Consider the following 22985-nt stretch of genomic DNA (forward strand, 5'->3'; position numbering starts at 1 on the left):
TGAGCGGCTTTTTACTTAGTCAGAAAGGTAATATTGAACCGTCGATACCACTCGGACTTTTTTAATGTAAGGCGTATTGCTATCGCGGTCATAAATGGAGAACTGACCTTGCGTCGCTCGCTTGATCTTTCCTAATGAGCTTTGTGAGTCTTTCGCAAACTTTTGTGCCACCTCGCGGGCGTTTTTGGTCGCCTCTTCGATCATGTCTGGTTTGATGTCATTAAGTTTCGTGAAACTGTATTCGATTCGGTTTGCATAAGGATCTTGATTAAGAATCACGCCTTGTTTCCCAAGTTCACCAATCTCATTAATCGCCGCACGAACCACATTGATATTTTGGCTGTAAACCGTGACCGTTCGGGATGCTAAATAACGATACTCAATGTCTTGCTCACCACCATATTGCTGCGCTTTACGGTCTATCACTGAAGGCGAAGACAGCGAGATGTTTTTGTCAGTTAAGCCTTTTGCGGTTAAAAAATCGAGAATCAAACGCGTTTGTTGGTCTATGTCATCAAACATCGCGCCCATATCATTGCTGGCTACCGTAAATTGGATTGGCCAAATGACGGTATCTGCCGGGTACTCTCGCTCAGACAATCCCTTCACCGTTACCACTCGCTCATAGGCTTTGTATTTGACTGCTGTTTGCTGAATAAAAAAGCCCAATACTCCTAAACCAATTATCAGACACAGCCCGAGCCATATTGACGCTTTATTGGAAATCTTCTCCATTCATCCTCCTAATTTCGCCAAAAGTAACAATTCGTAGTATCGATAACATAGCTCAACTATGGCCAGAAAATGGCGACCTAAAGCTAAATTTTTGTCATATCGTTCGAAATGGTGAATAGAATTAATCAAAATTGAACAGTGTTTTATTGTGAATTTTAAGATTATGTTGAAAACAACATGGTTGGTGGTTCTAGGCGGATTATTTGTCTCAACGGCCTGTTTGAGTGCTGACGACTTAGCTATGGATGACAACTCAACACAAGCACCCCAAGTGGATGCGTGTAATGAACAGCAATACGAAGGGAAAAGCTTTGATGGTCGAATTCTGCTAGATAATGAGCCGACCAAACAGGTCTTGAGCTCACTAGAAAGTCTCGGTGAAACGCTCAACTCTCTGAGTATCCTGATGTTTGCTGGCGACAAAACGTAACGCTAAAGCTGTCCTATCCCCTTCGCCTTTGGTCAACAAAGCTTCACCAGTTTGTCACCAAAGGCTCATGGATTTGCCTCTGAACTGTCATCTGTAATTTCTACTATCCGATCAGCCACTTGTACGCTGAGGTAAATATGGATAGTTCGACCCCTTTTCGTCTCCCTCGTAAAACGCCGTTTGGCATTGGTGAAAACGTTGCAGAATGGGCTACGGGTTTAAGTCAGCTCGATAAATTCTACGCCCAACGCCCAGCGAATGCGGATACCAAAACTTTCTTGCGATTCACACTGGATATCTTGGGTATCGACTATCGCATTGCCCATGGTTCGCTCGGCTCAGTGCCAAAGCAAGGCGCAACCGTCATTGTGGCGAATCACCCTCTCGGCTGTGTTGAAGGCGTGATTCTCGCCGAACTACTGTTGATGGTACGAGACGATATCCAAATTTTAGCGAATCAGTACCTAAAAACCGTGCCAGAGCTCGACCAACTTTTTATTGGTGTCGACGTATTCGAGGGCAAAGATGCGGTCAAGTCAAACATGAAGGCACTTAGAGCAGCCAACAAACACCTTGCGAATGGCGGCTTGTTATTGGTTTTCCCTGCGGGTGAAGTGTCACAGTTGGTGGATGCCAAACAACAGCGTTTAGAAGACAAAGAATGGAGCCGCAGTGTCAGTGCGTTAATTCGTAAGAACAAAGCCGCCACTGTTCCCATCTTCATTAGTGGGCAGAACTCAAAACGCTTCTACATGGCAGGTAAAATCCACCCTCTTTTACGCACCTTGATGTTAGGAAGAGAGCTGCTCAACAAGAGCGCAAAAACTATTGAGTTGTCCTTTGGGCAAGCAATCAAATTTAAAGAACTCAATAACCTCAACGATGATCAGATCGTCAATTATCTGAGGCTCAACACCTACCTGCTTAACCGCGATGTAAGTGCCACTCAGCAAACGGTCTCAGACAATGATCTCTTACCTATTGCGGCAGGGTTACCCATAGGCCAATTGCTTGAAGAGCTGCACAGCTTACCGGCAGAAACCCAATTGCTTCAAAATGGCGAGTTCGACGTGTACTGCGCCAGCGCACAGCAGATCCCATCTCTCCTGCATGAAATTGGCCGCTTGCGAGAACATAATTTCCGTCAAGTTGGCGAAGGGACCGGACAAGCGATAGACATCGATCATTTCGATCATGATTACCTGCACCTGTTTGTGTGGGATCGTGAGAACCAATGCATGGTAGGTGCTTACCGTCTTGGATTAGTTGATCAATTATTGGCGAAATATGGCGTAGAAGGATTGTATTCGCGCACCTTGTTCAACTATGACCAACGCTTTCTCGATCAAATGGGCAAGTCGATTGAAATGGGTCGTTCTGTGATTGCCGAGCAATATCAAAAAAGCATGAGTGCCCTACTCTTACTTTGGAAAGGCATAGCGACTTTTGTTCATCAACATCCTGAATACACGCACTTATTTGGCCCAGTGAGCATCAGCAACGATTACAGTCATACCGCGCGTCAATTATTGGCACAATCGATGACCCTACACCACTACGACAACGACTGCGCCGAATACGTCACTCCGTCAAACCCGCTGCCAGAAACCAACTTAAACTGGAATACCAGCATGCTAACCGCATTGGGAGATTTACAATTGCTATCTCGCGTGATCGCTCGAATTGATGAAGGCAAAGGCGTCCCGGTATTACTGCGCCAATATTTGAGTTTGAATGGTAAGTTGGTGTGTTTTAACGTCGATCCTGCGTTTAACAACGCACTGGATGGATTGATTATGGTGGATTTACGCGATGTACCTGAGAAAACGCTTGCACGTTATATGGGCAGTGAAAACGCGCGCGAGTATTTAGCTATGAACAATTAACCGTCGTCTACAAACGTAGGAGGTATCGCGCTGCTCAAATCGCTCTAAACAAAACGTGTGCAGCGTGATACGTTATTTGCTCATAAAACATTAAAAACAAAGTGTTTAGTTAAACTCATCGCAAAAAGGCCACTCATCTCCAGCTTTAATCCACAAAACGCCAACATCGCGCAAACGTTCACGTTATAAACTTTCACAAAACCTCAAAATGGTTATAGATCACATTTCAAATCAAACCGAACGCCAAACAAAATGTGACATTGATCGTTTCAGGCATTTAATTTGAATTGAAAAAGAAATTAAAGGTGATCTCAATCACAATGAATTTTGATTTTATATTTGTCAGAAGATCGAATTGATCACTAATATTTTTGTTGACAGATTTGAAAGTCATTTTTTGTTATTAAGTTACATATCAATTAATTGATCATCATCACTTAAAAAATGCTTTTCATCCGAAGAAATGCGGGGGTTGATCACGAAAAACCCGTCGTCAGTTCCAATTGGAAAATGTGTGGTAAATTGATTGGGTACTAAGCAATCAAACAAGCGGTTTTGGCGAACCGTTTACGACAACATATTCATCAGAACATCGAACGGGGAATTGTTATGATATCACCAGATGCCAAGATCAAGATACAAAATTTTGGTCGTTTTCTGTCAAACATGGTAATGCCTAACATCGGCGCGTTTATCGCGTGGGGCTTTATCACTGCTCTATTTATCCCAACCGGATGGCTACCAAATGAGACGTTAGCTTCCATGGTTGGGCCTATGATCACTTACTTGCTGCCACTACTTATCGGTTACACCGGTGGTAAGTTAGTGGGCGGCGATCGCGGCGCGGTCGTTGGTGCAATCACAACCATGGGCGTGATCGTCGGTACCGACATCCCAATGTTTATGGGCGCAATGATGGTTGGCCCAATGGGTGGCTGGGCAATCAAAAAATTCGATAACTACATCGACGGTAAAGTAAAAAGCGGCTTCGAGATGTTGGTCAACAACTTCTCTGCGGGCATCATCGGTATGCTGTGCGCCATTCTGGCTTTCTTCCTTATCGGCCCATTTGTCAAAGTGCTTTCAGGCGCATTGGCAGCTGGCGTAAACTTCCTTGTTTCAGCGCACCTTCTGCCACTGACTTCTATTTTTGTTGAGCCAGCGAAGATCCTGTTCCTAAATAACGCGATCAACCACGGCATCTTCTCTCCACTGGGTATTCAGCAAGCGTCTGAGACTGGTCAATCGATCTTCTTCTTGATCGAAGCGAACCCTGGTCCGGGCTTGGGTATCCTGCTGGCTTACATGGTGTTTGGCAAAGGTACGGCTCGCCAAACGGCTGGCGGTGCATCCATCATCCATTTCTTCGGTGGCATTCACGAGATTTACTTCCCGTATATTCTAATGAACCCACGTCTGATCCTTGCGGCTATTGCAGGCGGTATGACTGGCGTGTTCGTTCTAACCATGTTTAACGCGGGCATCGTTTCTCCAGCATCACCAGGTTCAATCTTTGCAATCTTGTTGATGACTCAAAAAGGCTCAATTGTTGGCGTTCTTGCCTCTATCGCGGCAGCAACAGGCGTGTCATTCGCGGTTGCGTCGCTACTGATGAAAACGCAAACCTCGACAGAAGAAGATGGCGATGAAGCGGCACTAGAAAAAGCCACATCGCAAATGAAAGACATGAAATCTGCATCGAAAAACGGCGCAGTGGTAAACAACGAAAGCAAAGGTGATGTAGACCTAGCGACAGTACAAAGCATCATTGTCGCTTGTGATGCGGGCATGGGCTCAAGCGCCATGGGTGCGAGCATGCTACGTAAGAAAGTTCAGGACGCAGGTCTGAACGTCCACGTAACCAACCTTGCTATCAACAGCTTACCAGAGAGTGCAGATATCGTGATTACACACAAAGACTTGACGGATCGTGCACGTAAGCATGCTCCAAACGCACACCACATTTCATTGACTAATTTCCTAGACAGCGAAATGTACAACCAGCTAGTCACCAAGTTACTGGCAGCACAAAAACAGTCGGCGGCGAACGACGATCAAATGGTCAAAGTATCGGTACTTGCTGCCAACGACGACAGCTTTGAGCCACAACAGCCATCGGTTTTCCAAATCCAGCGTGAAAACATTCACCTAGGTTTGAAAGCAGCCAACAAAGAAGAAGCCATCCGATTTGCAGGCAACAAATTGGTTGAACTTGGCTACGCAGAACCAGAATACGTAGACGCGATGTTTGAACGTGAAGCGTTGGTTCCAACTTACCTTGGCGAGTCTATCGCGGTTCCTCATGGCACCGTAGAAGCGAAAGACCGCGTGAAGAAAACTGGCATTGTAATCTGCCAATACCCATCGGGTATCCAATTTACTGAAGATGACGACGATGTCGCGAAACTGGTTATCGGCATTGCCGCTAAGAACGATGAGCACATCCAGGTGATCACCACCATTACGAACGCGCTCGATGAGCCGGAAGCAATTGAGAAGCTAACCAGCACCAACGATGTAGAAGAAATTCTTAACATCCTTGGCGGTCAACAAGCGGCTTAATTACTCCTTTAATTTGCTCCTGAGGCAAACGAGGTCAGCTGTCACCCCCTATGCGGTTGGCCTCACCCTAGTTTCGTAAGTCAACATTTTCAGATATTGGTAGGTAAGAATTATGAAAAACGCAGTTCATTTTGGTGCAGGTAACATCGGTCGTGGTTTCATCGGAAAACTCTTAGCAGACGCAGAAGTCGAGGTCACTTTCGCTGACGTTGATGTACCGCTAGTAGACCAGCTCAGCCACAAACAAGAATACAAAGTAAAAGTCGTGGGCACCGAGTGTCAAATCGACACCGTTACCCACGTCACAGCGGTAAACTCAGCCAGTGAAGACGTGATTGATCGCATCGTCAAAACCGATTTAGTCACCACAGCAGTGGGTCCAAACGTATTAGACATCATCGCGAAAACCATCGCGAAAGGGATCGCCAAACGTTTTGAAGCTGGCAATGACGCGCCACTTAACATCATCGCCTGTGAAAATATGGTGCGTGGCACAACGCACTTAAAAGGTGAAGTGTACAAACACTTAGATAAATCATTGCATGCAAAAGCAGACGAGTTGGTTGGCTTTGTTGATTCCGCTGTCGATCGCATCGTGCCACCAGCAGAAGCCGCCAACGATGACCCATTGGAAGTGACGGTTGAAAGCTTCAGCGAATGGATTGTCGATGAGCAACAGTTCAAGGGCGACATCCCAAACATTGCTGGCATGGAAAAAACCAACAACCTAATGGCCTTTGTCGAACGTAAGCTGTTCACCCTAAACACAGGTCACTGTATTACCGCTTATTTAGGCTGTTTGAAAGGCCATCGCACCATTCGCGAAGCGATTGAAGACCCAAACATTCATGCCGAAGTAAAACAAGCAATGCAGGAAAGTGGCGAAGTGTTGATTCGTCGTTACGGCTTCGACCGCGACATGCACAATGCCTACATCGAAAAGATTTTAGGTCGCTTCGCCAACCCATATTTAGTGGATGAAGTGGATCGCGTTGGACGACAACCAATTCGTAAATTGGGTGTAAATGATAGATTAGTGAAGCCATTACTCGGTACAATCGAGTATGGCACTGAAAATCAAACACTTTTGAAAGGGATCGCGGCGGCGTTGAAATACACCAACGACACCGATCCGCAAGCGGTTGAGCTACAGACCTCATTAAAAGAGGTTGGCGTGACAAAAACGCTAGCAAAATACACCGGTCTGGCTGAAGACAGTGTTGAAGTGGCTCAAATCGAGTCGCTTTACAACCAGCTTTAATTGACTCAGGGGGAGCTCTGCTCCCCTTAATATAATAATGAAACAACTGATCAGTATATGGCAGATAACATCAACGAAACCGAGATTATTGAACGACTCAACAGCGCACCATCGGTACGAGGCTTCTTTATTGCGACCGTCGACGTATTTAACGAATCCATCGACGGACTCATCCAAAGAATCTTCCGTAAAGATAACTTTGCTGTGCAATCGGTCGTCGGCCCATTACTGCAAGATTCAGGACCGCTTGGCGACTTATCGGTTCGTTTGAAGTTATTGTTTGGTCTAGGTGTATTGCCCGACGACATCTACCACGATATCGAAGACATCATTAAGCTGAAAAACCAACTGAACAGCGATGCATCGGACTACGAGTTCACTGACCCGAATATCCTAGAACCGATCAAAAAACTGCATCTGGTGAAGAAAATGGGCATGGTGCAATTGGAAGTCAACGAACCCGATGACGACATCGATCTTGAGTTTTACCAACTCCAGCTTCAGCGCCAACAACAAATCATTAAGTCCGGCCTGTCACTCGCGATTGTCGAAATTTGCAATGAACTGGGCAAGGACAGCCCGTTCTAATATCTGCCCCTTGTTATACCTAAGCTCCCTAACACTCATGCTGATCTAGGTGGCTTTGTTATAACCGCTTGCTACCACCGATAGCAAAAGACTGGCCCTTCTCTGCCACAGGAGCGTGTGATGCTCAAAGCAATTCTCTTTGATATGGACGGCTTAATTTTCGATACCGAGTCCATCTACAGACAAAGCTGGCAATTCGCAGGAGCCGAGCAAGGCTTACAAATCACCGACGATACCTACCAACAGTTCATTGGCGTTCAAGACTCAGAGTGCGAAAGAATTCTCGCCGAGCACTTTCAAAACGCTATCGATATGACGCGCTACAGAGCGGTACGGGATGCGCATTTTCATCAACTAAGAGAACAAGGCATCGGACTAAAAACGGGATTTGATGGACTATTTTCTGCGATCAAACTGCGGGGCCTAACCACAGCACTGGTCACCTCTTCTCATCGACCTGACGTGCTATATAACTTTGCCCCTTTCAATTATCTCGACCAGTTTGATTTGATTATCACTGCAGAAGATGTGCAACATGGCAAACCCCATCCAGAATGCTACCAAATGGCGTATCGAAAACTCGGGCTAAAATCACAGCAATGCTTAGTGTTGGAAGATTCCAATAATGGCATTAAAGCCGCACTTGCTGCTGGCTGCCATGCAGTAATGATTCCAGACTTATTGCCACCGCAGACAGAGTTAATGTCTGATATCACTGTACTCGACAACCTAGCTCAGGTTATTCCTCTTTTGGACTCGTACGAGCCGAAGGCAACCTGATGTGAAATTCGGTGCGCTGGTTTTCTGATTGAACTTGGATATCACCTTCATACGCTTGCACGATAGATTGGGTAATCGACAAACCTAGCCCTGCTCCTACACTGCCTACATGTTGGCGAGACTTATCTGCGCGATAAAAACGGTCGAAAAGGTACGGTAAGTTTTGCTCTGCAATGGTGTCACCTTGGTTGCTGACCGATATCGTCACCTGTTCATCAACCGCTTGAACGTCAATCACAATGGTTGAATCAGCATACGCATGACGAATCGCGTTGGAGAGCAAATTGCCCACCGCACGCTCAAACATGTTTTTGTCCATATAGAGCTGACCGTCGCCTGAACTCACGATTCGCACCTCGGCATCTTCGGCCAATATTTCAAAATACGCGACCAAGCGGTCAATTTCCTCCTGCACCGCAAACACTTCGTCATGGCGATGAATGAGCTTGTTTTCGGCCTTGGCAATGTAGAGCAAATCGTTGATGGTTTTCGTGATGCGGTTGAGTTCTTCCAACGTTGAGGCAATCGCATCCTGATACTCTTCAGACGTTCGACACGCACCTAAAATGACCTGATTTTGCGTGGTAATGTTGGTGAGTGGCGTTTTTAACTCATGTGCTATATCAGAAGAAAACTCGCTCAAGCGGCGAAAACCAGTTTGCAACCTATCGAGCATCGCGTTGTGTTTGTTGGCTAACTCACGCAGTTCTATTGGCAACGAATCGGGGTCGAGACGAATGCCCATTTGCTCTGGTGATATCTGTTGAATGTGCTGATTCAATCCCACAATCGGCTTCAACCCACGTTTTACCATCCAACCGCTCAACGCGGAAGAAATCACAAACGCCAAACCGAGCGCCCAAAACAAAATCCAGTCGAGCTTATCCAAAAACAAAATATGGTGATTGATACTCATGCCGAGCACCACCTGATACTCCCCAGCTTGAAACGCAAACGCGCGAATATTCAGCGAGTCCTCACTCCATTCGATGGCACGCTCGTGATTTAAAACCTGAGGCGAGCTAATGCTGTAGGCTCGGTTCTGAGGAATCGTCAGGCTCGAGTTCTGATACACGTTCTGCTTGCCTTCAAACACCCACATATAGAGCGTACTGTTATTCGCTTGCTTGAACACATCCTCTGGCGAGCGTATTAATTCTTTCTCAATGGCATTGAACTTACTGGAAATATAGCTGAAATCTTGCGAATAAAAGTGGCGTTCAATGGCGTACTGTAGGATGAAAGCCAAAGAAAAATAGGTCACAAACGTCATGCTAACAAACATCAGCACGAGCTTGTTTTTCATGGAAAAAGGCAGCGAGAACTTAGGCATCACGACTCTCTTCGAGTTTATAGCCCATCCCTCTAACAGTGTGAATCAGTGGTTTATCGAACGGTTTGTCCACTTTGCTACGCAGACGTTTGACCGCCACATCAATCACATTGGTATCGCTGTCAAAGTTCATATCCCACACTAACGACGCAATGGTGGTACGTGAAAGCACTTGGCCAGTTTTGCGCATCAACAACTCAAGCAGGGCATATTCTTTGGCGGTAAGCGACATCGACTGCCCCGCGCGCGTGGCAACGCGTTTGATCATATCAAGTTCTAAATCTGCCACACGTAATGTTTGCGGCGATGCGACCACTTGCGCGGCAATATGATGACGAAATACGTTTTGAACACGCGCCAGTAGCTCTGCAAACGCGTAAGGTTTTACCACATAGTCATTGGCACCCAGCTCAAAACCGCGCACGCGATCTTCCACTTGATCCTTCGCTGTCAGCATGATCACTGGAGTGTGAATCCCACTACTGCGCAATGTGTTAAGCACCTGCCAACCATCGAGTTTAGGCAACATAATGTCGAGGAGGATTAAGTCATATTCTTCACTGGTAGCGTGATAAAGCCCATCGACCCCATCATGCACTAAATCCACCACATACCCAGATTCAATCAAACCTTTTTGCAGATATTCTCCGGCTTTGTGCTCATCTTCGACGATCAATATTTTCAACTTTACTTACCTGGTGTGTTAGCGGGAGGATGAGAACCCAGTATAAAGCTCGAAAAAGAGCATGATGTGAACCACACCATACTCTTCCTCATTGGCAAACCATTATCGATTGTTATCGCGTTCGGCATAATGCACTTTGACATTCACTTTGCCCAAATATTCCAACTGACCATCTTCATTCATGCGTTCTTGCACGGTCACGAAGCCTCCATCTTTTAAATGCGTACTGCGAGACTTCACATTAAATGTCAGGATATTGAGCTCTTTATTCAGTTCACGAGCCGACATGGTTTTAAGTGAATTGAGTTCAGACAGTGCCTGTTGATAAGCCTCATCTGACGTTGCCATCGGCGTAACTGAGATGGTTTTCATCTCTTCGCGGCTCACGTAGTTGCCACCAGCGAAAAGTGGTTGAGCGAATGCAGATGCGCTAGTCATTGCCATTACCGTTACAAAAAGAGCAGTTTTGATTGCGTTCATGTTGTTAACCTTTGAGTGCTTGTTTTCAATGAGGTCATTATTGAACACCGCCTCTGACACCACCCTTTCAACAACATGACATTTTTGTCATGAAAGCAACTTACTGGCGAAGGCGCTTGAGCGCTCCATCACGCTTAGCACAAGACAAAAAAAGCGGCACATACTCTCGCATGTGCCGCTTGGAATTTTTGCTGTTAAGCGTTATTACTCAACCGTTACCGCTTTCGCTAGGTTACGTGGTTGGTCTACGTCCGTACCTTTGATCAGTGCTACGTAGTAAGACAGCAACTGCATTGGGATGGTGTAGTAGATCGCCGCCGTGATTTCACTAACGTGAGGCATCGTGATGATCTTCATTGTTTCATCGCCTTCGAAGCCTGCGTCTGCATCTGCGAATACGTATAGAAGGCCGCCACGTGCACGCACTTCTTCAACGTTTGATTTTAGCTTCTCAAGTAGGTCGTTGCTTGGTGCAACCACCACAACAGGCATGTCTGCATCAATCAGCGCAAGAGGACCGTGTTTCAGTTCACCCGCCGCGTACGCTTCTGCGTGGATGTAAGAGATCTCTTTCAGTTTTAGAGACGCTTCCATCGCGATTGGATAGAACTCGCCACGGCCTAGGAACAAAGTGTGGTGCTTGTCTGCAAAATCCGTTGCTAGTGCTTCAATTTCTTTCTCGAAAGAAAGTGCCGCGTTGATTTGCTTAGGAAGTGCGTGTAGCGCTTCGACAATCTCTTTTTCTTTCTCTTTGCTGATGCGACCTTGCTCTTTACCCAGGGCTGTTACCAGCATAAGTAGTGCAGAAAGCTGAGTCGTGAACGCTTTGGTTGAAGCCACGCCGATTTCGACGCCAGCGCGAGTCATGAATGCAAAATCAGATTCACGAACCAAAGAAGAACCCGCTACGTTACAGATGGTCATCGCCGCCATGTAACCTTTTTCTTTCGCAAGACGAAGTGCTGCTAACGTATCTGCTGTTTCACCAGACTGAGACAACGTAATAAGAAGGCTGTTTGGACGAGTCACAAACTTACGGTAACGGAACTCAGACGCGATTTCGACGTCACAGCTCACGCCAGCAATGTCTTCAAACCAGTAACGCGCTGTCATACCTGCGTTGTAAGACGTACCACACGCGACGATTTGTACGTGTTCTACTTTGCTTAGAATGTCTGCCGCATGCACACCGATCGCATCAGTTACAACAGAGTCTGCCGTGATGCGTCCTTCCATTGTGTTGATCAACGCTTTAGGTTGCTCGTAGATTTCTTTTTGCATGAAGTGACGGTATTGGCCTTTATCACCTGCATCGTGCTCTGCGTTTGATTCGGTAATTTCACGCTCAACACGTTCGCCAGTCACATCGAAAACCGTTACGTCACGGCGAGTAATTTCTGCTACGTCACCTTCTTCTAGGTACATGAAGCGACGTGTTACGTTAAGAAGTGCAAGTTGGTCAGAAGCAAGGAAGTTCTCACCGACACCAAAACCGATCACGATTGGGCTGCCAGAACGTGCTACGACGATGCGAGATGGATCTTTACGATCCATCGCCACTGTGCCGTATGCGCCTTCAAGTTGTTTCGCGGTTTTTTGTACCGCTTCTAGTAGAGATTCAGCTGTACGCAGTTCCCACTCAACCATGTGTGCGATAACTTCTGTATCCGTTTGCGATTCGAATACGTAACCACGAGATTGAAGCAGCTCGCGCAGCTCTTCGTGGTTTTCAATAATACCGTTGTGAACCACCGTGATGTCGCCAGACATGTGTGGGTGAGCGTTGATTTCAGAAGGTTCACCGTGCGTCGCCCAACGAGTGTGAGCGATACCAGTACCGCCAACCACTTTCGCTTCATCAACCGCGTCCGCCAACTCTTGTACTTTACCTAGGCGACGAATGCGCGTTAGGTTCGCTTCAGCGTCAACAATTGCCACGCCCGCAGAGTCGTAACCGCGGTATTCCAAGCGGCGTAAGCCTTCAACTAAAATTTCTGCAACATCTCGTTGTGCTACTGCACCTACGATTCCACACATGTGTTTATCTCCGTTTGTAGTTTTGTTCTTCCCTAGCCATGTTTCAGATAGAGGCAGCAAGCAAAGGCCTGTATTCAGAGGGAAGCGAAATATGAAACTGGTTACATTATTAGATTAGGCGCAAATGACTTTCACGCCATGTTGTTCAATCTGTACTTTGTGCTCTGGTTGGATATCCGCATCGGTGACCAGCACATCAATTTGATGCCAAGCGAGCTCTAAGTTAGGGATCTTACGACCGATTTTTTCGGACTCGATCATAACGATGACTTCACGAGAGACTTCTGCCATCACCTTACTTAAGCCAACCAACTCATTAAATGTTGTGGTTCCGCGCTCCAAATCGATGCCATCCGCACCAATAAACAGCTGGTCAAAGTCGTAAGCTCGTAATACAGATTCGGCTACTTTGCCTTGAAAGGATTCAGAGTGCGTATCCCAAGTTCCGCCTGTCATTAGCAGAGTGGGTTCACTCTCTAGCTCGTTAAGGGCATTGGCGACGTGCAATGAGTTGGTCATGACCACCAAGCCACGTTTGTCGTTCAGTTGCTGAATCAGCGCAGCGGTCGTGCTACCGCTGTCTATCACGATTCGATTATGGTCGCGAATCAATGATGCCGCAGCTTTCGCCAAACTTAACTTTCGAGTCGAAACATTAGAGCTTAGTTCTTCATGAATAACTTCCGTAGGGATGGCAATCGCACCACCGTATCGGCGTAAAAGTTGTCCATTTTTTTCTAGAGAAGCTAAGTCCTTTCTAATCGTGACTTCTGAGGTTTCGAACTTTTGAGCCAGTTCATCAACACTGACTTCTCCTAGCTCATTTACCATATTGGAAATCGCGTGTCTTCTCAGTTGAGTGTTTCGTTTCGACATTTACGTTTTGAATTTAAGTTTCGATGTGAAACTTATTATAGTCAAACCGAAACTTTTAAGTCCATTTATTTCGATCCAAAAAATTAATATTTCTCGATAAAACCTTGTCCTAAGACAATTCTTAAACAGTGATATTGGATTCATTCGGTGGTAGAATTCGCCACCGAAAAGAAAAAAAATTACAGAACTGACGGCTATTTTTTTGCAACTTTCTGCATATAAAGTGGGATTAGTCACAAAAAGGTAACCAAAATCGCCGATCTTTTAGTCATAAAATGACTAAACTTGGTGAAAGACTTTCAGAATCTGAAGTTCAATAATACGGCGGAAAATCGGTGGGTGGCAGGCACTAAATGTCATCAAAAGCGCCTAACTTCAGAGTAAATAACCGACTTTCAAATTGTAACTATACTTACCGGAGAGTATCTTCCATGAAAAAGACCAAAATCGTTTGTACGATTGGCCCTAAAACTGAATCTGTAGAGAAGCTAACTGAACTAGTAAACGCAGGCATGAACGTAATGCGTCTTAACTTCTCTCACGGTGACTACGAAGAACACGGCACTCGTATCGCGAACTTCCGCAAAGTAATGGAAGCTACTGGCAAACAACTAGCAATCCTTCTAGATACTAAAGGTCCAGAAATTCGCACTATCAAACTAGAAGGCGGTAACGACGTTGATCTAGTAGCTGGTCAAGAATTCACTTTCACAACTGACACTTCAGTTGTAGGTAACAAAGACAAAGTTGCAGTAACTTACGCTGGCTTCGCAGCTGACCTAAACGTTGGTAACACTATCCTAGTAGACGACGGTCTAATCGAAATGGAAGTTATCGCAACAACTGACACTGAAGTTAAATGTAAAGTTCTTAACAACGGTGCTCTAGGCGAAAACAAAGGTGTTAACCTTCCTGGCGTTTCTGTAAACCTACCTGCTCTATCTGAAAAAGATAAGAACGACCTTAAATTCGGTTGTGAGCAAGGCGTTGATTTCGTAGCTGCATCTTTCATCCGTAAAGCTTCTGACGTTCAAGAAATCCGTGAAGTACTTGCTGCAAACGGCGGCGAGAACATCCACATCATCTCTAAGATCGAAAACCAAGAAGGTGTTGATAACTTCGATGAGATCCTAGAACTTTCTGACGGCATCATGGTTGCTCGTGGCGACCTAGGTGTTGAAATCCCAGCTGAAGAAGTAATCTTCGCTCAGAAAATGATGATCGAGAAGTGTAACCGTGCACGTAAGATGGTTATCACTGCAACTCAAATGCTTGATTCTATGATCAACAACCCACGTCCTACTCGTGCGGAAGCAGGCGACGTTGCAAACGCAGTAATGGACGGCACAGACGCAGTAATGCTTTCTGGCGAAACAGCAAAAGGTAAATACCCTGTTGAAGCGGTAACTATCATGGCTCAAATCGCTAAACGTACTGACTCTGTACTTAAAGCTGAACTAGGCTCTCGTCTAGACAGCCCACGTCTACGCATCACTGAAGCAGTATGTAAAGGCGCAGTAGACACAGCTGAAAAACTGGCTGCTCCATTGATCGTTGTTGCAACTGAAGGCGGTAAGTCTGCACGTTCAGTACGTAAGTACTTCCCAACTGCAAACATCCTAGCGCTAACAACTAACAAGAAAACTGCAGCACAATTAGTTCTAACTAAGGGTGTTACTCCAGTTGTTGTTGACGCTATCGAAAGCACTGACGCATTCTACGTAGCAGGTAAAGAACTTGCTCTAGAATCTGGTCTAGGTAACAAAGGCGATATCGTAGTAATGGTTTCTGGTGCTCTAGTCGCTTCAGGTACTACGAACACAGCTTCTGTACACGTACTATAAGACTGAATTTTTAACATTTCAGTTTATTGAGAAAGAGGGCTTATGCCCTCTTTTTTTATATGGCTTTCTTGCTCTAATAATACGCTACCTGTATCATTCACCTCACGCAGAACTGCGTACTGTTTAATTTTGTCGTCACGATAAAAAATTCTATGAGGTGTATGTGTCCAGTCCCACTCTTACCGACAAAGTATCAAAAATGATCTGTCAGGATATCCTGACTGGTGAGCTAAAACCTGGTCAAAAACTTGTGGTTGCAGAGCTAAAAGAGAAATACAACGTAGGTGCCTCCCCTATTCGCGAAGCATTGGTTCAGCTATCGTGGAGCAAATACGTCAAACTCGCGCCGCAAAAAGGCTGTTGGGTTGCGCCAGTGTGTAAGCATGAGTTGAATGACTTGTATGAAAGCCTACGGATGACGGCTTCATTTCTATTGAAAAAGGCGATCATGACAGGCGATGAAAACTGGGAACTGGACGTCCTAACTTCATACCACAAACTATCTCGAGTGAATCTCGGCCAAGGTTTTTGCTGGAGAGAATGGGAAGAACGCCACTATCACTTTCTTGAGGCGTTGCTTGAGGGGGCGAACTCGCACAATTTGTTTACCTTCTTCCGAGATATTTTAAACCAGATCAAGCGTTACCATTACTTTGCTATGCAAGTGCTAGGAACGAACAATCAAGGTCACTGCAATATCGATGAACAAGAGATGATCATGAAGTTATCGCTGTCTAAAAATAGTGACGATGCGGTGCAGTTTCTGGATCGTTATTTGTTGAAGTCGTTGCAATGTGTCGAAACCGCCATCGACAACCCGCTATAAACGTCACGCCAAATCAACTCGCTTATTAACGAAAAAATCGGGTATATCCCGATTTTTTCTTTTTGGTATAAACGGTTTTCTCGCTCATGTGAACTAAGCAATATCATCAATGCTATGACATAAAGAAACACAGTTTCTGCCAGCGCTTTTGGATTCATACAGCGCGATATCTGCGCACTTATAACTTCGAGTTCGATCGGCAGTGAGGTCACTATAACCTGCACTGACAGTAACGGTCATATTGCTTCGCAGCTGAACCGCGACTCGCAAACGATTGAGCACCACTTCGGCCTCTTTAACTGTGGTATGAGGCATGATCACCGCAAACTCCTCACCACCAACACGAGAAACAAAATCCGTAGTGCGCACTTCACGTAGTAACGTTTCTGCGACGCTACAAATGACTTTATCCCCTTCATCGTGACCGCGTTCATCGTTAATGCGCTTAAAGTGGTCAATATCAAACAAAGCCAAACACGTCGTCGGTGTATCAGGATAACGTTCTACAATATTCGCGTAGTGGGTTAATTGTTCTTCAAACTTTCTGCGGTTCCACAGTCCAGTCAAACCGTCTTTCTCACTTAAGTTGCGCAGCTGCTCTTCCAACGCTTTACGTTCAGAAATATCCACCAGCGAAGTGATGTAATAGCTGATTTTACCGGACTTTGTTAAGTTCGCTTGGATACGCATGATCGCCGTAAACACATGATTCAATTGGGTACGGCAGCGTACTTCGCCTTCCCAAACATTCTCGCGCCCTAACTTATTCCAAATGTTTAGCGTCTCTTCGAGGTCTTCAGGAAGCAAAATCAGGCTATGGGCATTTGAGCCTTTCACTTGTTCGGTAGAATAACCCATCATGTTTTCAAACTCTTGGTTGACCATGATGATGCGAAGCGACGCGTCAGAAATCATGACGGCGGTCATACCATCGAGTGCGGCACGGGCTAACTTCGATTCCACACTATGACGACGGTAATGCAGCGCCAACGCGGTAATTGGCAAAGTGAAAACCAGCACAAGACTTAATACAAACAAGGATTCTTGAATAAGGTCATTGATGTCGCGCGTCGCTCTTTTTGACAACTGCTCATTCGAGAGGTCGATGATGAGATGCAAAGGCTCGTTGGAGACAAACTTAATCGAGCTAAACGCAATCAAATGTTCACCGTTATAAGAGTACCCCGCTTGCTCAGATACCACTCGCGGCCATATATCTGGATACATGTTCGAGAAATTAAACTGAGAACGCTCAGGAATAATATCGCCATACAAGCGCGACTCGTCAGGACTCGCGATATAAAAGCCGTTGTGCTTAACCAACTCGATGTGGAAATCTCGCACTGGTGAATAGTTGAGAAGGGATGACAGATACTCGATATCGACATTCAACACTAAGTAACCCTGTCGAACGTCATTCACTGAAATTGGCATCAAAATGCGTAGTGACGGACTTAGCGGATAAACCAACTCACCTTTGCCCCTTTCAAGTTCAATCCCCCAAGCTGAGATTTGCTCGTTCTCCAAACTCTGCGCGTATTTAAAATACTCTCGCGCAGATTTATCTCGAAGGATCAATGATGGGCCAGCGATGCCGGTTTTGAAATCGTATTTAATGCGAACTTTTTCGGTGCCAGAGGTGTCGAGAAAACGGATCTGCTTATACAGTTTTTGGTTGCGAGCAACCGAGCTCCACATGTTCTCTAAGATGGTCAGATTGGCTTTACTGGGTTCACGTAAGTAATCGTAAAGGCTTTGACTGTGACCAAGTAGGTCGCTGATGGTTTCTATCTGATCTTGAATATTGTTGTATTCGCGCCCGGTGTAAGCCAGTTGGTGTAAGGCTTCTTTGGCGGTGTTTTCAACATTATTCGCTAAGAGGGCTTGGTATTTCTGGTAGTAGTAGGTGGCGGTGAGGGCACTAAAGAATAGTGCTGTCGCCAATAATGTGCCGACCAGCTTTTTTACTTTCACGCGTCCTACAGCCTATGATGCCTACTAAAACGACAATTATATCATTATTTGGCAGCATCTAAACAAAAAGCCACTGTAATACAGTGGCTTTTCGGTTAGATATGAGGCTTGTTAAGGCTTTAACGCTCGTTCTCCACGGGCAATACCTACTACCCCGCTACGTGCTACTTCGACCACTTCGGTGACTTCGGAGATGGCTTGGATGAACGCGTCGAGCTTTTCACTGGTGCCAGCAAGCTGCACGGTGTACTGAGAAGCGGTGACATCCACAATCTGTCCACGGAAAATATCTGCCGTACGTTTCACTTCCGCTCGCGCAAAACCACTGGCTTTCACTTTCACCATCATCAGTTCACGTTCAATGTGTTCAAACTCAGTGACTTCTTGTACTTTCAGTACATCAATCAACTTGTGTAGCTGTTTCTGGATTTGCTCCAGCTGCATTTCATCCGATGTGGTTGTGATGTTCAAACGCGATAACGTTTCGTCATCCGTCGGCGATACGGTCAATGATTCAATGTTGTAACCACGTTGAGAGAACAAGCCGACAACACGAGACAACGCACCCGGTTGGTTTTCCAATAGCAACGAAATAATGTGTCTCATATTAAGTTCTCTCCGTTTTGCTTAGCCACATCTTGTCCATACCTTCGCCTTTAATTTGCATCGGGTATACGTGCTCGGTTTCGTCTACGTTGATATCAACAAACACCAAACGATCTTTCATATCCAACGCTTTTTGTAGCCCTTCTTCGAGCTGATCTGGCGTTTCGATACGAATGCCGACGTGACCATAAGCTTCTGCAATCGCAGCAAAATCCGGAACAGAACTCATGTAAGAGTTAGAGTGGCGACCTTGATAAATTATGTCTTGCCACTGTTTTACCATACCGAGGAATCGGTTATTCAGATTGATGATCTTCACAGGAATATCGTACTGCATGGCCGTCGATAGCTCCTGAATGTTCATCTGGATACTGCCATCACCCGTCACCACCACCACTTCTTCTTCAGGCATCGCGAACTTAACGCCCATACCAGCAGGAAGACCGAAGCCCATTGTGCCCAAGCCACCCGAATTGATCCAACGGCGAGGTTTGTTGAATGGGTAGTACAACGCCGCAAACATTTGGTGCTGGCCTACATCAGACGCCACATACGCATCACCATTGGTTAGCTTGTGCAGTGTTTCAATGACTTGCTGTGGCTTAATTCGATCCGACGACGTTTCGTAAGACAAGCACTGACGATCGCGCCACACTTGAATATCATCCCACCACTTAGTGATCGCCGCTTCATCGTTGCCACAATCTTGCTCTGCCAGTAGACCAAGCATAGTAGTCAGTACTTTTTCAGCAGAGCCTACGATTGGAAGATCCACTTTGACGTTTTTGGAGATCGACGACGGATCAATATCAATGTGCATCACTTTCGCATTTGGACAGTACTTCTCAAGGTTATTGGTGGTGCGGTCATCAAAACGCACCCCAATACCGAAGATTAGATCCGCTTCGTGCATCGCCATATTGGCTTCGTAAGTACCGTGCATCCCCAACATACCAAGCGAGTTTTTGTGAGTACCCGGAAATGCACCTAGGCCCATTAAGGTACTGACAACTGGCAGGTTAAGTTTGTCTGCCAGTTCTAAAATATGTTCGTGAGCACCAGAAATGACTGCGCCACCACCGACATAAAGCACCGGTTTTTTCGCTTCAATCAAAGACTTCAGCGCTTTCTTGATTTGGCCTTTATGACCCGAAGTGGTTGGCTTGTATGAACGCATCGAAATGCTTTCTGGATATTGGTAAGGCAGTTTGATTTGCGGATTCATTACGTCTTTAGGCAAATCAATCACAACTGGCCCAGGACGACCAGTTGTTGAAATGTAGAAGGCTTTTTTGATCGTTTCAGGGATATCTTCCGCCTTTTTCACCAAAAAGCTGTGTTTTACTACCGGACGAGAGACGCCCACGATGTCACATTCTTGGAAAGCGTCGTTACCAATCAGGCTGTTTGGCACGTTCCCTGAAATCACGATCATCGGGATGGAGTCCATGTACGCCGTTGCAATACCGGTAATGGTATTGGTTGCGCCAGGCCCTGAACATACCAGTACCACACCCGGCTTACCTGTTGCGCGAGCATAGCCATCAGCCATGTGCGTCGCAGCCTGTTCGTGTCTTACTAGTACGTGTTTAATTTGGTCGGTTTTTGCGTGCAGTGCATCATAGATATCCAAAACGGAACCACCCGGATAACCGAAGATCTGCTCTACGTTTTCCTCTATCAGAGATTGCACCACCATCTCTGCACCTGACAACATTGCTGTCATAATTGCTCTCCTTACCCAGAATTCCACACCGTAAGGTCAACGGTTTGGTCTGGTTTTACATAGTCTAGGTCTTATTCGTAGCCTAATCGAAATACTTCCACGTTTTCGGCTATGTCTTGCGTTCGTCATAACATCCCGCAAGGTTCATCAACAAATGTAACGGTTTATTAGCAACGGGTCTAATGAGAGATATGTCTAGTTTTTAAACAAGACACTAGAAAGCAGAACGATAACAGGAATAGAAGCCAACTAAGCGCAAATATGCAGCACGATCAAAAAACATAACGACAAAAAAAAGAACATAATTTCACAGAGATTTACCCAAACATCAGAAATTCACCCGTTATCTGCATCATCAAGCCGAACTGCTGCACATACAAAAATCCCCAACGATACCAAAAGGTACGGCTGGGGATCTTTTCATCAATCTGAAATCTAAGTCAGTGCTTGTTACTTTTTATCTGACTTTTCGTTGTACATTTCTTCGATTTCGTCTTGGTATTTATCGTTAATCACTTTACGACGCAGTTTTTGCGTTGGCGTTAACTCTCCATCGTCCATCGAGAAAGCTCTTGGTAGCAGTTTGAACTTCTTAACTTGCTCAAATTTCGCCAGTTCTTTTTGCAGTTCATTCACTCGCTTCTCAAGCATTTCGACCACTTGGTGGTGTTTGATAAGCTCAACTCGGTCGTGGTATGCGATGTTCAGTTCTTTCGCATATTCTTCAAGAGAGTCAAAACACGGCACAATCAGCGCAGAAACAAACTTGCGTGTATCGGCAATCACCGCAATCTGCTCAATGAAGTGGTCTTTACCAATCGCACCTTCGATCATTTGCGGTGCAATGTATTTACCACCAGAGGTTTTCATCAGTTCTTTAATGCGATCGGTGATGAACAGGTTGCCATTTTCATCAATATGGCCAGCATCACCGGTCTTTAAGAAACCGTGCTCATCAAACGTCTTTTCGGTCTCTTCTGGCATTTTGTAGTAACCGCGCATCACCATCGGGCCACGAACCAGAATCTCGTTGTTTTCGCCAATCTTCACTTGCGCGCCAGGCATCGACATACCGATAGAATCCGGATCAAAGCACTTGTCATCCCAGCACGAAATCGTCGCGGTGGTTTCTGTCATGCCGTAGCCCAACTTCACGTTGATGCCAATAGCATGGAAGAAGCGACCAATGGTTTCATCCAACTTCGCGCCACCACATGGCATAAAGTTGATACGACCACCGAGTAACGCACGCAACTTACTTAGCACCAACTTGTCAGCTAATGCGTGTGCTTTGCGCAGCATCATCGAAGGTTTGCGTTTTTCTTGATGGCAAAGTGCCATTTTCGCGCCCATGTTCACCGCCCAAGTAAACATGATCTTGCGATGAATCGGTGCTCGAGACACTTTCTCGTGAATCGCTGAGAAAATCTTTTCGTAGAAACGAGGAACCGCACACATCACGGTTGGACGCACTTCACTTAATGCATCGCGCACCTGCATGGTGTCTTGCAAGTAACAGTTCGTCGCACCTTTGTATAATACGTAGAATGTCCAAGCGCGTTCAAATACGTGTGAAAGCGGAAGGAAACACAAAGAAACATCATCTTGAGATAAGCTCAAGCGTTGGTCGTGACCTTCTAGCTGCGCTGCGATGTTGCCATAATCCAACATCACGCCCTTAGGTTGACCCGTTGTACCTGAGGTGTAGATCAGCGTAAGCAAATCATCAACTTTCGCTTGTTCCAAACGCTCATCAAGTTCAGCTTGATGGCTTGTATCGCCTTTTGCGACAAAGTCTTTCCAAGAGATAGCAAAGTCATGATCGCCAAGCTCAATATCATCCGACATCGCAACAATCAGCTCTAACTGCTCACATTGTTCAAAAATGCTCACAGCAGCATCAAACTGAGGCTGTTCGCCAACAAACAGAACTTTTACGTCTGCGTTGTCGATGATGTATGCCGACTGAGCAGCAGTATTGGTTGGGTAGATAGGCACCGTCACGCCACGCAGTTGCAGTGCGGCGAAATCAGCAATCGTCCATTGCGGCATGTTGTTTGAGAAAATGCCGATCTTATCTTGGACTCCTAAACCCTGAGCCAAAAGTGCAAGCGATAAAGTATCAACTTGCTGACCAAACTGCTCCCAAGTAATACCTTGCCATGCTCCTGCTACTTTATGTTTCAGTGCAACGCGGGTACCACCGTTCGCAATTTGTTCACGAATACGTTTAACGATATGAAAATCTAACTTGGCCATTCTTTTACTTACCTTTTGGCTTACAGGCGTAAGCTATTTGAGCGAACAAGTGTACTCACGCAATGCTAAAACGCAACTGACCAGTATCAAACTTATC

The 22985-nt window shown here is 45.7% G+C and carries 18 protein-coding genes; 8 read left to right on the forward strand and 10 right to left on the reverse strand.

All coding sequences use genetic code 11. The features are described from left to right. Nucleotides 1-15: 15 nt before the first annotated feature. Complete coding sequence (locus tag ACF8OV_RS09225; RefSeq protein WP_005453781.1) at nucleotides 16-735, reverse strand: SIMPL domain-containing protein; 720 nt, start codon at nucleotides 733-735, stop codon at nucleotides 16-18. A gap of 163 nt (nucleotides 736-898) precedes the next feature. Between ACF8OV_RS09225 and ACF8OV_RS09230 the strand changes: the two genes are divergently transcribed. The 6 genes from ACF8OV_RS09230 to ACF8OV_RS09255 all read left to right on the forward strand — a co-directional run bounded on the left by ACF8OV_RS09230 (nucleotide 899) and on the right by ACF8OV_RS09255 (nucleotide 8242). Next, nucleotides 899-1165 (forward strand): hypothetical protein, encoded by a 267-nt coding sequence (locus ACF8OV_RS09230; RefSeq protein WP_180791678.1) that lies wholly within the window; start codon nucleotides 899-901, stop codon nucleotides 1163-1165. A gap of 137 nt (nucleotides 1166-1302) precedes the next feature. Next, on the forward strand, nucleotides 1303-3051 hold the full coding sequence (locus ACF8OV_RS09235) for a lysophospholipid acyltransferase family protein (protein WP_025505510.1): 1749 nt from the start codon (nucleotides 1303-1305) through the stop codon (nucleotides 3049-3051). A gap of 609 nt (nucleotides 3052-3660) precedes the next feature. Then, the gene (locus ACF8OV_RS09240; protein ID WP_005487444.1) at nucleotides 3661-5613 is read left to right on the forward strand and encodes a PTS mannitol transporter subunit IICBA; all 1953 of its coding nucleotides are present in this window, start codon (nucleotides 3661-3663) and stop codon (nucleotides 5611-5613) included. A gap of 112 nt (nucleotides 5614-5725) precedes the next feature. Next, nucleotides 5726-6874, forward strand: a complete 1149-nt coding sequence (locus ACF8OV_RS09245) for a mannitol-1-phosphate 5-dehydrogenase (protein ID WP_021450155.1) — start codon at nucleotides 5726-5728, stop codon at nucleotides 6872-6874. Nucleotides 6875-6931: 57 nt separating this feature from the next. Continuing rightward, nucleotides 6932-7462, forward strand: coding sequence for an MltR family transcriptional regulator (locus ACF8OV_RS09250; RefSeq protein ID WP_005392227.1), 531 nt, complete (start codon nucleotides 6932-6934; stop codon nucleotides 7460-7462). Nucleotides 7463-7582: 120 nt separating this feature from the next. After that, nucleotides 7583-8242, forward strand: a complete 660-nt coding sequence (locus ACF8OV_RS09255; RefSeq protein ID WP_025817025.1) for an HAD family phosphatase — start codon at nucleotides 7583-7585, stop codon at nucleotides 8240-8242. Here the strand turns inward: ACF8OV_RS09255 and ACF8OV_RS09260 are convergent. The 5 genes from ACF8OV_RS09260 to ACF8OV_RS09280 all read right to left on the reverse strand — a co-directional run bounded on the left by ACF8OV_RS09260 (nucleotide 8202) and on the right by ACF8OV_RS09280 (nucleotide 13653). Continuing rightward, nucleotides 8202-9575, reverse strand: a complete 1374-nt coding sequence (locus ACF8OV_RS09260) for a heavy metal sensor histidine kinase (RefSeq protein WP_180932412.1) — start codon at nucleotides 9573-9575, stop codon at nucleotides 8202-8204. The two genes, ACF8OV_RS09255 and ACF8OV_RS09260, sit on opposite strands and share 41 nt — an antisense overlap. Next, nucleotides 9568-10260 carry a heavy metal response regulator transcription factor gene (locus tag ACF8OV_RS09265; RefSeq protein ID WP_062888216.1) on the reverse strand — a complete coding sequence of 231 codons (693 nt, stop codon included), beginning with the start codon at nucleotides 10258-10260 and terminating at the stop codon, nucleotides 9568-9570. Before ACF8OV_RS09265 ends, ACF8OV_RS09260 begins: the two co-directional genes overlap by 8 nt. Before the next feature lie 102 nt (nucleotides 10261-10362). Beyond that, entirely contained in the window at nucleotides 10363-10740 is a 378-nt protein-coding gene (locus tag ACF8OV_RS09270; protein WP_023624886.1) for a DUF3316 domain-containing protein, read from the reverse strand. A 204-nt stretch (nucleotides 10741-10944) separates the two neighbouring features. Continuing rightward, nucleotides 10945-12777, reverse strand: a complete 1833-nt coding sequence (gene glmS / locus ACF8OV_RS09275; protein WP_005453795.1) for a glutamine--fructose-6-phosphate transaminase (isomerizing) — start codon at nucleotides 12775-12777, stop codon at nucleotides 10945-10947. Between the two features lie 114 nt (nucleotides 12778-12891). Continuing rightward, nucleotides 12892-13653 (reverse strand): DeoR/GlpR family DNA-binding transcription regulator, encoded by a 762-nt coding sequence (locus ACF8OV_RS09280; protein WP_005453786.1) that lies wholly within the window; start codon nucleotides 13651-13653, stop codon nucleotides 12892-12894. Nucleotides 13654-14084: 431 nt separating this feature from the next. Here ACF8OV_RS09280 and pykF point away from each other — a divergent pair, with 431 nt between their 5' ends. After that, complete coding sequence (pykF, locus tag ACF8OV_RS09285) at nucleotides 14085-15497, forward strand: pyruvate kinase PykF (protein ID WP_005453794.1); 1413 nt, start codon at nucleotides 14085-14087, stop codon at nucleotides 15495-15497. Nucleotides 15498-15654: 157 nt separating this feature from the next. After that, the gene (locus ACF8OV_RS09290) at nucleotides 15655-16323 is read left to right on the forward strand and encodes a GntR family transcriptional regulator (RefSeq protein WP_005453785.1); all 669 of its coding nucleotides are present in this window, start codon (nucleotides 15655-15657) and stop codon (nucleotides 16321-16323) included. Between the two features lie 93 nt (nucleotides 16324-16416). On the opposite strand, the gene ACF8OV_RS09295 is transcribed toward ACF8OV_RS09290, so the two are convergent. The 4 genes from ACF8OV_RS09295 to ACF8OV_RS09310 form a co-directional block, all read right to left on the reverse strand. Next, nucleotides 16417-18297, reverse strand: coding sequence for a GGDEF domain-containing protein (locus ACF8OV_RS09295; RefSeq protein ID WP_203504610.1), 1881 nt, complete (start codon nucleotides 18295-18297; stop codon nucleotides 16417-16419). A gap of 111 nt (nucleotides 18298-18408) precedes the next feature. Then, nucleotides 18409-18903, reverse strand: a complete 495-nt coding sequence (gene ilvN, locus ACF8OV_RS09300; protein ID WP_005459526.1) for an acetolactate synthase small subunit — start codon at nucleotides 18901-18903, stop codon at nucleotides 18409-18411. Between the two features lies 1 nt (nucleotide 18904). Further along, complete coding sequence (locus ACF8OV_RS09305) at nucleotides 18905-20629, reverse strand: acetolactate synthase 3 large subunit (protein WP_005480580.1); 1725 nt, start codon at nucleotides 20627-20629, stop codon at nucleotides 18905-18907. Between the two features lie 450 nt (nucleotides 20630-21079). Then, the gene (locus ACF8OV_RS09310) at nucleotides 21080-22888 is read right to left on the reverse strand and encodes a long-chain fatty acid--CoA ligase (RefSeq protein ID WP_005480577.1); all 1809 of its coding nucleotides are present in this window, start codon (nucleotides 22886-22888) and stop codon (nucleotides 21080-21082) included. Nucleotides 22889-22985 lie beyond the last annotated feature (97 nt).

The organism is Vibrio sp. GLN_1 (assembly GCF_043106015.1).
Taxonomy (GTDB): domain Bacteria; phylum Pseudomonadota; class Gammaproteobacteria; order Enterobacterales; family Vibrionaceae; genus Vibrio; species Vibrio parahaemolyticus.

What these genes read in the sequence shown, in the direction of transcription:
- ACF8OV_RS09305 (WP_005480580.1), bottom strand. Translation starts at nt 20,629, where the DNA reads ATGACAGCAATGTTGTCAGGTGCAGAGATGGTGGTGCAATCTCTGATA.
- ACF8OV_RS09255 (WP_025817025.1), top strand. Translation starts at nt 7,583, where the DNA reads ATGCTCAAAGCAATTCTCTTTGATATGGACGGCTTAATTTTCGATACC.
- ACF8OV_RS09245 (WP_021450155.1), top strand. Translation starts at nt 5,726, where the DNA reads ATGAAAAACGCAGTTCATTTTGGTGCAGGTAACATCGGTCGTGGTTTC.
- ACF8OV_RS09230 (WP_180791678.1), top strand. Translation starts at nt 899, where the DNA reads ATGTTGAAAACAACATGGTTGGTGGTTCTAGGCGGATTATTTGTCTCA.
- ACF8OV_RS09260 (WP_180932412.1), bottom strand. Translation starts at nt 9,575, where the DNA reads ATGCCTAAGTTCTCGCTGCCTTTTTCCATGAAAAACAAGCTCGTGCTG.
- ACF8OV_RS09270 (WP_023624886.1), bottom strand. Translation starts at nt 10,740, where the DNA reads ATGAACGCAATCAAAACTGCTCTTTTTGTAACGGTAATGGCAATGACT.
- ACF8OV_RS09250 (WP_005392227.1), top strand. Translation starts at nt 6,932, where the DNA reads ATGGCAGATAACATCAACGAAACCGAGATTATTGAACGACTCAACAGC.
- ACF8OV_RS09240 (WP_005487444.1), top strand. Translation starts at nt 3,661, where the DNA reads ATGATATCACCAGATGCCAAGATCAAGATACAAAATTTTGGTCGTTTT.
- pykF (WP_005453794.1), top strand. Translation starts at nt 14,085, where the DNA reads ATGAAAAAGACCAAAATCGTTTGTACGATTGGCCCTAAAACTGAATCT.
- ACF8OV_RS09225 (WP_005453781.1), bottom strand. Translation starts at nt 735, where the DNA reads ATGGAGAAGATTTCCAATAAAGCGTCAATATGGCTCGGGCTGTGTCTG.
- glmS (WP_005453795.1), bottom strand. Translation starts at nt 12,777, where the DNA reads ATGTGTGGAATCGTAGGTGCAGTAGCACAACGAGATGTTGCAGAAATT.
- ACF8OV_RS09310 (WP_005480577.1), bottom strand. Translation starts at nt 22,888, where the DNA reads ATGGCCAAGTTAGATTTTCATATCGTTAAACGTATTCGTGAACAAATT.
- ACF8OV_RS09235 (WP_025505510.1), top strand. Translation starts at nt 1,303, where the DNA reads ATGGATAGTTCGACCCCTTTTCGTCTCCCTCGTAAAACGCCGTTTGGC.
- ACF8OV_RS09280 (WP_005453786.1), bottom strand. Translation starts at nt 13,653, where the DNA reads ATGTCGAAACGAAACACTCAACTGAGAAGACACGCGATTTCCAATATG.
- ilvN (WP_005459526.1), bottom strand. Translation starts at nt 18,903, where the DNA reads ATGAGACACATTATTTCGTTGCTATTGGAAAACCAACCGGGTGCGTTG.